Source organism: Stenotrophomonas sp. DDT-1, from assembly GCF_001580555.1.
Lineage (GTDB): Bacteria > Pseudomonadota > Gammaproteobacteria > Xanthomonadales > Xanthomonadaceae > Stenotrophomonas > Stenotrophomonas sepilia.
Genome location: NZ_LEKR01000018.1, coordinates 67,888 through 79,442, shown reverse-complemented (window position 1 = coordinate 79,442; position 11,555 = coordinate 67,888). Strand labels below are relative to the sequence as shown.

The following is an 11,555-nucleotide window of genomic DNA, read 5'->3' as shown; positions in this document are numbered from 1 at the left end:
CCCCAAGAGCACTTCCGACAGATCGCGGAATCTGTCGAAGGCGGGGTGGGTCCGGTTGCGGGGGCGTGAGCCGCATGGATGCGGCGACCGAGCCTACAGGGACGTATTTACGGCGCCCCCCGCAACCGGCCCACCCCGCCAACCCACGGAATGCCAGCTTTTGACGTTGCTCTGGCTCCGGCTCCTGCGGGTGCAGGGCTGCAAGCCCTGCAGACACCCCCTCGTGCACAATGGGGCCGACCCCCGCCTGGACACCGTCCTGATGTCGAGCAAGCCGTATTCAGAAGCCTGCGAGCGCAACCGCGAACCCATCGCCACCGCACTCGACCCGTGGATGGGCGACCGCCATCGGGTGCTGGAAATCGGCAGCGGTACCGGCCAGCACGCAGCCTTCTTCGCCGAGCGCTGGCCGTGGCTGCGCTGGCAGCCCAGCGACCACCCGGACCACCTGCCCGGCATCGAGGCCTGGCGTGCGGAGGCCGCGCTGCTGAACCTGCTGCCGCCGGTGGCGCTGCAGGTGGAGCTGCCACCGGCAACGGGCCTGGACCTTCCAGAAAGCAGCACGTTCGACGCCGCATTCAGCGCCAACACGCTGCACATCATGGGCTGGGAGTACGTGCAGGTGCTGTTCGGCGCGCTGCCGCCGCTGTTGCGTCACGGTGCGTTGCTGGCGGTGTATGGCCCCTTCAACTACGGCGGTCGCTATACCAGCGACAGCAACGCGCAGTTCGATGCCTGGCTGAAGGCGCGCGACCCGCGCAGCGGTATCCGCGATAGCGAAGCGGTGCAGGCGCTGGCGGCGGACAACGGGTTTACCCGGTTGGGTGACGTGGCGATGCCGGCCAATAACCGGCTATTGCTGTGGCGGTTGGGGTGAACCACCGGCAGTGCCGGCCGTTGGCCGGCAACCGATTGCCAGGAAGATGCCGGCCAGCGGCCGGCACCACCGTCAAGCCACCTGCACGATATGCAGCGCCTTCGGATTGCGCCACTGCGCCAGCAGGGCCGCTTCGCGCGCCTTGGCCTGCGCGAAATGCGCTTCCTTGACATGGCCGAAGCCGCGGATGTGCTCGGGAACGCTGGCGATCTCCACCGCCAGCGACAGACGGTCGTCCTCCAGCCCGTCCAGCAGCACCTGCACCGTCGCCTCGTAATCAGCAATCAGCTTGCGTTCCATGCGGCGCTCCTCGGTGCGTCCGAACACATCGAAGCGGCCGCCACGCAGGAACTTCAGCTTCGCCAACAGACCGAAGGCCTTGAACATCCACGGGCCGTATTCCTTCTTCAGCAGCCGGCCCTGCTCGTCCTTCTTCGCGAACAGCGGCGGTGCCAGATGGAAGCGCAGCTGGTAGTCGCCCTCGAACTGCTGCTGCAGGCGACGCTGGAAGTCGCCGCTGGTGTACAGGCGCGCCACTTCGTACTCGTCCTTGTAGGCCATCAGCTTGAACAGGTAGCGCGCCACGGTCTCGGTCAGCGCAGTGGAACCGCCGATGCGGTCGGCTTCGGTGGCGCGTACGCGCGCTACCAGGTCACGGTAGCGCTTGGCGTAGGCGGCATCCTGGTACTCGACCAGGAACGCGGCGCGGCGCTCGATCATTTCATCCAGCGAGCGCGACAGGCGTGCGTCGTCCAGCGGCAGGAACGCCACGTCGCCACCGTGCGAGGGCAGGCCACGCAGTTCGCGTTCGTCGCCGGTGTTGCGCGGTGCCGCAGTGGCACCCCATTCATTGCCCTCCCACTCGCCTGGCGGCAGCGGATGCAGCGGGCCCGGGGTGGATTCGGTATCGGTATGGCGGTTGCGCACCAGGCCGGCCGCCTGCTGCACGGCCTGCGGATCGACCACGGCCAGGCGGCCCCAGGCGAACGCCTGCTGGTTCATCGCCACGGCGGCGCCGTTGAGTTCGATGGCGCGCATCAGTGACTCGAACGAAAGCGGCACCAGGCCCTGCTGCCAGGCGTAGCCGAGGATGAACAGGTTGGCGGCAATGGCATCGCCCAGCAGCGCGGTGGCCAGCTGGGTGGCATCGAGCAGCAACGGCTCCTGGCCGCCCAGTGCCACGCGCACGCCGGCGATGATGTCGGCGGCGGGGAACTGCATGTCCGGGCGGGTGGTGAAGGTGCCTGGCATCGCTTCGTAAGTGTTCAGCACCACCTGCGAACGGCCGGCACGGACCTTCGACAGCGCCCAGTAATCGTTGACCACCACCATGTCGCAGCCCAGCACCAGGTCGGCCTCGCCAGCGGCGATACGCACGGCATGGATGTCTTCAGGGCGACGGGCAATGCGGATATGCGTGGTCACCGCGCCGCCCTTCTGCGCCAGGCCGGTCTGGTCGAGCACGGTCGCGCCCTTGCCCTCCAGGTGGCCGGCCATGCCCAGCAGCGCACCGATGGTCACCACGCCGGTACCGCCGACGCCGGTGATCAGGATGTTCCAGGGCTGTTCCAGGCTGTCGCGGAGGGTCGGCGCCGGCAGGTTGTCCAGCAGCGTGGACGCATCGCGCTTGCTGCCCTTGCGCGGCTGGCCACCGTGCACGGTGACGAAGCTGGGGCAGAAGCCGTTCACGCAGGAATAGTCCTTGTTGCAGTTGGACTGGTCGATCTCGCGCTTGCGTCCGAACTCGGTTTCCTTCGGCAGCACCGACACGCAGAAGCTCTTCTTGCCGCAGTCGCCGCAGCCTTCGCAGACCAGCGAGTTGATCATCACCCGCTTCTGCGGGTCTTCCAGCTTGCCGCGCTTGCGGCGGCGACGCTTCTCGGTCGCGCAGGTCTGTTCGTAGATCAGGATCGAAACACCCTTCACTTCGCGCAGGCGCTTCTGCACTTCGTCCAGTTCGCTGCGGTCATGGAACTCGACGTCGCTGGGGAAGTGCTCGCGCTGGCCGGTCCACTTGCCGATGTTGTCCGACAGCACCACGATGGTGTGGATGCCTTCGGCGCGCATCTGCTTTGCAATGTCCGGCACGCTCAGCGGGCCGTCCACCGGCTGGCCGCCGGTCATCGCCACCGCATCGTTGTAGAGGATCTTGTAGGTGATGTTGACGCCGGCGGCGACCGCCTGGCGGATCGCCAGCGAGCCGCTGTGGAAGTAGGTGCCGTCGCCGAGGTTCTGGAACACGTGCGGGGTATCGGTGAACGGCGCCTGCCCGGCCCAGGTCACGCCTTCGCCGCCCATGTGGGTGAAGGTGTCGGTGCTGCGGTCCATCCAGGTCACCATGTAATGGCAACCGATGCCGGCCAGCGCACGCGAGCCTTCCGGCACGTTGGTGGAGGTGTTGTGCGGGCAGCCCGAGCAGTAATGCGGTACGCGCGGGAAGCTGGCGCGCGGCAACGCAAGCTCGGCTTCCTTCTCCTGCATCCACTGCAGCCGCTGCTCGATCGATGCGTTGTTGAAGAACTTCTGGATGCGGCGGCCGATCACGCCGGCGATGGTGGCCGGGGTCAGCTCGCCGGTGGACGGCAGGATCCATTCGCCAGTCTCGTCATACTTGCCGACGATGGACGGGCGCTGGCCCCAGCTGGCCGGCCAGTTGAAGAACTGTTCCTTCATCTGGCGCTCGATGAAGGCACGCTTTTCCTCCACCACGATGATGTCTTCCAGGCCCTGCGCGAAGCGCGCGATGCCCTGCGGCTCCAGCGGCCAGGTCATGCCGACCTTGTACACGCGGATGCCGATGTCGGCGCAGGCGGCTTCGTCCAGGCCCAGGTATTCCAGCGCCTGCAGCACGTCCAGGTAGCTCTTGCCGGTGGTGACGATGCCCAGCCGCGCGCGCGGCGCGTCCATCACCACCTTGTCGATGCCGTTGGCGCGGGCGAACGCCTGTGCGGCCTTCACCGCATAGCGGTGCAGGCGCATTTCCTGGTCCAGCGGCGGGTCCGGCCAGCGGATGTTGAGCCCGCCGGTCGGCATCTCGAAGTCTTCCGGCAGCACGATGCGGCGCGCCATCGGGTCGACCTCGACCGAGGCCGACGATTCGACTGTCTCGGCGATCGTCTTGAAGCCGACCCAGCGCCCGGTATAGCGGCTCATCGCCCAGCCCAGCAGGCCCATGTCGAGGATGTCCTGCACACCGGCCGGATTCAGTACCGGCATCATCGCGCTGACGAACTCGTCCTCGCTGCCATGCGGCAGGGTTGAACTGCGGCAGGCATGGTCATCGGCGGCCAGTGCCAGCACGCCGCCGTAGCGCGAGGTGCCGGCGGCATTGGCGTGCTTGAACACGTCGCCGCAGCGGTCCACGCCCGGGCCCTTGCCGTACCACATGCCGAACACGCCCTGCACGTTGGCGCCGGGGAACAGGTTGGTCTGCTGGGTGCCCCACACCATGGTGGCGCCCAGGTCCTCGTTCAGGCCGGGGGTGAACTTCACCTTGGCCGCGTCGAGGTGTTTGCGTGCGCGCCACAGCTCCAGGTCGAAGCCGCCCAGCGGGCTGCCGCGGTAGCCGCTGACGAAGCCGGCGCTGTCGATGCCTTCGTGCGCGTCGCGCAGCCGCTGCATCAGCGGCAGCTTCACCAGCGCCTGCACGCCACTCAGATAGATCCGCCCCTCGTTGCGGGTGTACTTGTGGTCGAGCGTGTAGTCACGGTCGATCAGGTCGGTGGAGGAGGGCGACGTGAGTTGCGCGGTACTGGTCATGGCTGGCCCGGTCAGGATCGGCTGGCACCGGCCGCATGCAGGCACGCGGCGGGAAAGGCGCGAATTGTAGCAGCGAGGCCCGGCCGCCCCGGCACTCGCGCCGGCGGCCATGCTGGGGTTAGGATCGGGGAGAGAGAGGGGGCTGCGGTTGCGGCCTGGGGAGAAGGGATGTCAGTTGCAGGAAAGATCCTGGGCAGCATGTTGCTGGTCTCGGGAACGGCCCCGGTGTGGGCCGCGCCGGCGGTGCCGGCACCACAGGAGTTCTACTTCGACAGCGATGCGGCCGCCGTGCCCATGATCGTGGTCCAGTCCGACGGGGATGAGCTGGTGGCGCAGCTGCTCAAGCAGCGCGAGCGCGGCCGGCGGACCGTGGAGGCCACCGTGCAGCTGGCGTCGGTGGCCATTGCCCAGGGCCGTACCGAACTGGGTGAACAGCTGTATCGCGAAGCGCTGAAGGATGCGCCGGTGCAGGGCAGCCTGGGCCGTGGCGTGCGCTGGAACTACGGCTGGGACCTGCTGCGTCAGGGCCAGCCCGAAGCCGCCCTGGAGCAATGGCAGGCCGCTGCCGGTGGTTCGCTGAGCAAGCCGGGCTGGTTGCCACCGACCTATGCGCTGGCGCTGTGGCGGGCCGGGCGGAAGCAGGAGGCAGTGCAGTGGTATGCCGCCGCAGTGCGTACCGAGCCGACGCAATGGAGCGACAGCAGCCGCTATGCGCAGTTGTTGCCGTTGTGGCGAGACGACGAGCGTGCCTCGCTGGCGGAAGTGCAGCAGGCGTGGGCGGCCGCGCCGCCGGCCTGGCCCTGAGGGTAGGGGGCGGCCGGGTTGCACCCGGCACCCGCAGAAGCAACAGCCGAAGCAACAGCCGAAGCAACAGCAACAGCGGGCAGTCCGCGGGCGGGATGACGGGGTGGTGTGGGTTGGCAGGACACGCCGTAAACTCACCCATGGGGGCTCGATGGCGCCTTGCTCGTGTGCGCTGTCCTGCGCACACGGCAAGACCGGGGTTGGGCGTCCTGCCCAACCCGCCCGAGGCATGCCTCGGGCCCATGGCGCCAACGGACCTGCCAACCCACACCGCCCCGCCTCCGACAGTTCCCTGCTGCTGGTAGGTGTCGACCTTGGTCGACACGGTAGATCCACGTCATGCGTGGATGAATCTGTATCGGAATCGACTATTCGATATCTGATCGAAGAGCAGCCGAGCGTGGGCTCGGCTCTACAGAAGGCGGCCAACCAACCGGCTTTTGCTTTTGCTTCTGCTTTTCTTTTTTCTTTTCCGTGGCGGACGCACTCGGAAATTGTCAGAGGCCGGGCGGGGTGGGTTCGCGGGGGTGTCCGCGGCATGGATGCCGCGGCCAAGCCCCCATGGACGGGTTGACGGCGTCCCCCGCGAATCCATCCCGCCCGGCCAAGCGCGGCTTTTGATGTTCACGGTCAACCAGCCGCCACGAGGGGCTGCGCCGTTCGCTGGAAACTCAATCGTCCGCGGAAACTGTCCGCCCCGACGCCCACGCCCGCAATGCCTCCACCTGCTCGGCCATCAGCACCGACAGTGGCCGCGTGGCGCGGATCTCGGCCATCAGCAGCTCGGTGTCCAGCGGCCGGCCCTCGGCATGCGCCGCATACAGGCCGGCGACGATCGCCTGCTCGATCTCGGCGCCGGAGAACCCATTGGCGGCCGCCGCCAGCGCGGGCAGTGCGAAGTCGTCGGCGTTGAGCTGGCGCCGGCCCAGGTGCAGCCGCAGCAGTTCCACGCGCACTTCGGGGGTGGGCAGGTCGACGAAGAAGATCTCGTCGAAACGCCCCTTGCGCAGCAGCTCGGCCGGCAGTTCGTGCACCTGGTTGGCGGTGGCGACGATGAAGACCGGCGCCTTGCGTTCGGCCATCCAGGTCAGCAGGTAGCCGAGCACGCGGCGCGATACGCCACCGTCCTCGCCACCACTGGCCAGGCCCTTCTCGATCTCGTCCATCCACAGCACGCAGGGCGCCAGCTGCTCGGCCGAGGCCAGCGCCTGGCGCAGGTTGGCCTCGGTTTCGCCGTGGTACTTGTTGTACAGCGCACCCACGTCCAGGCGCAGCAGCGGTACACCGAAGCCGGCGGCGGTGGCCTTGGCCAGCATTGATTTGCCGCAGCCCTGCACGCCCAGCAGCAACATGCCGCGCGGCGGGTCCAGGCCGGCCGGTGCCGAGCCGGCGATGAAGGCCACCCGGCGCTGGCTGATCCAGCGCTTGAGCCGGTTGGCGCCGGCCACGTCGCCGAAGCGTGCGCTGTCGTGCTCGAAGAACAGGTGGCCGCTGCGGTTGAGCAGCTCGAACTTCAGCCGTGCCAGCTGCGGCAGGTCGTCGTCGCGCAGCGCGCCATCGGCGTAGATCAGCTGGCGGGCGATGCGGCGGGCATCGACCAGGCTCAGGCCCTGCAGGTTCTTCAGGATCTTCTTCACCGCCTCGCTGTCGACCTCGACACGGCGGCCGCCGTGTTCGCGCGCATAGGCGTCGGCCTCCTCGCGCAGCATCTTCAGCAGGGCGTTGGCATCGGGCAGGCGCGGGTTGAAGCGCACCGCCAGCGCTTCCAGCTCGGCCGGCAGCTCGACCTTGGCGCCGATCAGCACCAGCACGTGCGGTTCGCTGTGGCGGCGCTGGATCAGGTCGCGCAGTGCGCGCTGGTGGCTGGCATAGCCCAGGTAGGGGTGGAAATCGAGCAGCAGGTAGACACCGCGCTGATCAGCCTGGCGGATCATCTGCAGCGCGGCGCTGGCATCGGGCGGGCCGACCGGCGGATCCTCGCGGTCCAGGTCGATGCGGCGCAGGCCCTCCGTGATGGACCAGCGGTGCAGGGCCCGCCACACGTGCATCAGCGTCTGCCGGAACAGTTCGACGATGCGCCCCTCATCCTGGGTCTCGATCACGATCAGGGGGGTATTGGCGCGGATCAGTGCGCTCAGGTCCTGCAGTTCGCTCATGCCGGTTCGATCCTTCGGGGGCGCCACGATAGCAAAGGCGATGGCCACGGGTTCAGCACGGCGCTACCTCCCGTCACCACCGCCGGTGTACGCTCGGGGCACGTACCCGGAAGCGAGGCTGGCATGAAGACGATCCTGGTGGCCGGTTCCAAGGGCGGGGTGGGCAAGACCACCGTCGCCACCCACCTGGCCGCGTACGCGGCATTGCAGGGCAAGGCCACGGTGATCGCCGATGCCGACCCGCAGGGCTCCAGCACCCGCTGGGCACAACGGCGTGCCGGGCTGGAAAGCGCGGTGCTCCCCATCGATGTGTATCGGAAGAAGCAGTGGGCGCAGAAGCTGCCCGACGGTACCGATACCGTCATCATCGATGCACCCGCCGGTGCGCTGGCCGATGATATCCCCCATTTCCTGGACGCGGCCGACGCCGTGGTGGTGCCGGTGCTGCCCTCGGCGCTGGATATCGAAGCCATCGTCGGCTTCCTCAACAGCCTAGCCCAGAACCCGCGCGTGCACAGCCGCAAGCTGCCGGTAGGGCTGGTCCTCAACCGCACCAAACCCTGGACCCAGACCTCGCAGCAGGCATTGCAGATGCTGGCCGAATGGCCGTACCCGGTGGTCGCGCAGCTGCGTGACAGCCAGAGCTACGTGGTCATGACCGGCCTGGGCCGCAGCCTGTTCGACTATCGCTCCGCCCAGGTGCGCGAACACCAGGCCGACTGGGAACCGCTGCTGTCCTGGCTCAAGCTTTGATGCCTGCCTCACTTCTCCTGCTGCATCCTCTTCTCCATGGAAACCCGCGATGCGTGAACTGATCCTGCTGCGCCATGCCCATGCCGAACCCGCCGTTTCCGGCCAGGCCGACCTCGACCGGCCGCTGTCGCCGGTAGGGCTGGCCGAAGCTGAAGCCGCCGGCAAGTGGTTGAAGGAAAACAAGCTGCTGCCGGACTGCGTGCTGTGCTCGCCGTCGCGACGTACCCGTGAGACCCTGGAAGCGGTGATGACGGCCATCGGCTATGTCGAGAAGCGCCTGGAAGACCGGATCTACGAAGCCACCCCGGGCACCCTGGCGGCGCTGGTTGACGAGCGTCGCGACCTGGACCGGGTGCTGATCGTGGGCCACAACCCGGGCCTGGAGCAGCTGGTGGCCCTGATGACCGACGGCACCAGCAGCGACTACCGCGGCATGCCGCCGGGCGGCGTGGCCGTCCTCGGCTTCCCGCGCGAGGTCTCGATCGAGCCGGGCGTGGCCAGCCTGAACGCGTTCTGGTGGCCGTGATCCGATGAGCCAGGCGCGGCGCAGCCGCTTCCTGCTGCCCGCGTTGCTGGCGCTTGGCCCGGCCTGGGCCGCTGTACCCCCACCAACCCCGTTGCCGCCGGTGTCCGCCGAAGCACCGCGGGTACTGCGCCTGGATACCCAGCGCTCGCGGATCGGTTTCGAGGTGCGGACCCGTTTCGGCCAGCGCATCGAAGGCGTATTCCCGCACTTCGAGGGGCGCATCGAGATCCTGTCCGACGGGCGCCACCAGGTGCACCTGAAGATGTTCACCCGTTCGGTGGAGATCCCTGGCAAGGCGCGCTACACCGGCTGGATGCGCGGCGAAGAGTTCTTCGATGCAGGGCGCCATCCGGTGGTCGAGTTCGACTCGCTGCCGTACTGGCCGGAGACGGTGGAACAGGGCGGCGACATCAACGGCCGGCTGACCCTGCGCGGCGTCAGCCACCCCGAGTCGCTGCGGGTCGAGAAGGCGGAGTGCGCCCGACCCGGCTATGATTGCGATGTCGTCAGCCGCGGTACCGTGCAGCGAGGCCGGTATGGAATGGACAGCTGGCAGCTAGCCCTGAGTGACCGAGTGACCTTCGTATTACGTGCGCGCCTGAGCGAGGCGCCGAAACCGTGAACCTCCTGCTGCGTTTACTGGCGCTGGCAACGGTGTTGCTGGGCAGCGGCTGCGCGTCGCTGTCGCATGCCGAGCGCGACCGTGCCGAGGCGATCGCCGTGCAGGCGCGCTCGACCGTGGTCGGCTGCCAGCGCGCCGACCGCTGCGCGCAGGACTCACCGCTGCGAGCGCTGGCCGGCCGGGCGTTCACCGAATCCACCCCCGGACAGCCGCGCCACTACGCCACCCTGCTCGACGAGGGCGAAGGTGCGCTGGTGGCGCGCCTGAACCTGCTGCGCAGCGCTACCCGCAGCATCGACCTGCAGACCTACATCTTCGACAAGGACGACAGCGCCCGGCTGGTCATCGACGAGCTGCTGGCTGCATCGCGGCGCGGGGTGAAGGTGCGCGTGCTGATCGACCAGCTCTCGGCGATCTCCGACCTGCAGATCCTCGGCGCGCTGTCCGGCGCGCACCAGAACTTCCAGCTGCGGGTCTACAACCCGACCTTCGGCAAGGCCCGGCTGAACTACTTCGACTATGCCGGCAGCGTGCTGTGCTGCTTCCGCCGCTTCAACCAGCGCATGCACAACAAGCTGCTGGTGATCGACGATGCGATCGGCGTGGTCGGTGGCCGCAACTACCAGGACGACTATTACGACTGGGACCGCGAGTACAACTTCCGCGACCGCGACGTGCTGATCGCCGGCCCGGAGGCGCGGGCGATGGCCGCCAACTTCGATGCCTTCTGGCATGCCAGGCGCAGCGTGCCGGCCGAGCGCCTGAACGATGTCGGCCGCACCCTGCTGCGCGAGGGCGTGCCGACCCTGCCGCCGGCCAGCTTCCGCCGCCCCGAGCGGGTGCAGCGGGTCAGTGCCGAAGCCAATGACATGGACTTCGTCAGCCGTTCCTTCGTCGATACCGCCTTGCCGGTGGCCTCGGTGCGCTATGTCGCCGACCTGCCACGCAAGCACCGGCGCGAGAAGGCCGATGCGCCGCTGGCGGGCCAGCACGTGACCGAGCCGCAGCTGGATGCGCTGATCGCCGGCGCGCAGGAGGAAGTGATCCTGCAGACGCCGTACCTGGTGTTGTCCAAGCCGGCGCAGAAGCTGTTCCGCGAGCTGCGCAAGCGCCCGCAGCCGCCGCGGGTGGTGGTGTCCAGCAACAGCCTGGCGGCCACCGACAACCCGATCGTGTATGCGCTGTCGTACAAGTACAAGCGGCGCAACATGCGCGAACTGGGCTTCAACATCTTCGAGTACAAGCCGTTCCCGCTGGATGCACCGGTCGACTACCGCAACCTGCTGCCTGATCCGATCGCCGCGCCCGGGGGTGACGACGACGGCGGGCGCAATCCGCTGATCGGCGGCAGCGCCGCGGGCAGCAATGCCGGCGACAGCCGCGATCGCGATGAGCATCCGGCACCCACCGGCAAGCAGCTGGCGGTGAACCCGCGCACCGGCAGTGCCTACCAGAACGCGCGCGAGCGCCGCCGCGCGGCCGGCAGCGAGGTCGAGACCCGCCTGCTGCGCACCGAGACCCGGCCCTCCTTCCTGGGCAGCAAGGCGGTCAACAAGCCGTTGCCGGTCACCCGCAAGGGCGCGCGCATGGGCCTGCATGCCAAGTCGCTGGTGGTCGACCGCCGCATCGGCGTGGTCGGCACCCACAACTTCGATCCGCGCAGCGAGAACTACAACACCGAAGGTGCGGTGATCATCGATGACCCGGCCTTCGCCGAGCAGCTGGCCGAGAGCATCCTGCGCGATATCCACCCGCAGAACTCGTGGACGGTGGCGCCGCGGGCCAAGCCGCCGGTGCTGTCCGGGCTCAACTACAGCGTCGGCAAGGCCTCCGAGGCACTGCCGATCCTCGACTTCTGGCCGTGGCGCTATGCCACCGACTACGAGTTCAAGCCCGGCCCGGACTGCCCGCGGCCGCTGCCCCGGCAGGACCCGGACTTCCACCGTTGCTATGTCGCCGTGGGCGATTTCCCCGAGGTCAATGTCGGCCCGAAATGGCTGCTGGTCCGCATGCTCACTGCATTCGGCGCCGGCCTCGTTCCCATCCTCTGAAGGTGCC

The 11,555-nt window shown here is 68.2% G+C and carries 8 protein-coding genes; 6 read left to right on the top strand and 2 right to left on the bottom strand.

Going from position 1 to position 11,555, the window contains the following annotated elements; genetic code table 11:
* Positions 1-262 precede the first annotated feature (262 nt).
* Positions 263-877 (top strand): DUF938 domain-containing protein, encoded by a 615-nt coding sequence (locus AB839_RS11060; protein WP_061479391.1) that lies wholly within the window; start codon positions 263-265, stop codon positions 875-877.
* Between the two features lie 72 nt (positions 878-949).
* Here the strand turns inward: AB839_RS11060 and AB839_RS11055 are convergent, their stop codons facing one another.
* Entirely contained in the window at positions 950-4,636 is a 3,687-nt protein-coding gene (locus tag AB839_RS11055) for an indolepyruvate ferredoxin oxidoreductase family protein (RefSeq protein WP_061479390.1), read from the bottom strand.
* 168 nt (positions 4,637-4,804) lie between these two features.
* On the opposite strand from AB839_RS11055, the gene AB839_RS11050 reads away from it, so the two are divergent.
* Positions 4,805-5,440, top strand: coding sequence for a tetratricopeptide repeat protein (locus AB839_RS11050; protein WP_061479389.1), 636 nt, complete (start codon positions 4,805-4,807; stop codon positions 5,438-5,440).
* A gap of 671 nt (positions 5,441-6,111) precedes the next feature.
* Here AB839_RS11050 and AB839_RS11045 read toward each other — a convergent pair.
* On the bottom strand, positions 6,112-7,596 hold the full coding sequence (locus tag AB839_RS11045; protein WP_061479388.1) for an AAA family ATPase: 1,485 nt from the start codon (positions 7,594-7,596) through the stop codon (positions 6,112-6,114).
* A gap of 123 nt (positions 7,597-7,719) precedes the next feature.
* Here AB839_RS11045 and AB839_RS11040 point away from each other — a divergent pair, with 123 nt between their 5' ends.
* Genes AB839_RS11040 through AB839_RS11025 form a run of 4 tightly spaced genes read left to right on the top strand, consistent with a single transcriptional unit; the run spans position 7,720 to position 11,548 of the window.
* Positions 7,720-8,349, top strand: coding sequence for a ParA family protein (locus tag AB839_RS11040; protein ID WP_005420986.1), 630 nt, complete (start codon positions 7,720-7,722; stop codon positions 8,347-8,349).
* A gap of 49 nt (positions 8,350-8,398) precedes the next feature.
* On the top strand, positions 8,399-8,875 hold the full coding sequence (locus tag AB839_RS11035) for a histidine phosphatase family protein (protein ID WP_061479387.1): 477 nt from the start codon (positions 8,399-8,401) through the stop codon (positions 8,873-8,875).
* Positions 8,876-8,879: 4 nt separating this feature from the next.
* The gene (locus AB839_RS11030; protein ID WP_005420984.1) at positions 8,880-9,497 is read left to right on the top strand and encodes a YceI family protein; all 618 of its coding nucleotides are present in this window, start codon (positions 8,880-8,882) and stop codon (positions 9,495-9,497) included.
* A complete protein-coding gene (locus AB839_RS11025; protein ID WP_061479386.1) occupies positions 9,494-11,548 on the top strand; it encodes a phospholipase D family protein in 2,055 nt (684 codons plus the stop codon). The genes AB839_RS11030 and AB839_RS11025 overlap by 4 nt, the downstream gene beginning before the upstream one ends.
* Positions 11,549-11,555: the final 7 nt, after the last annotated feature.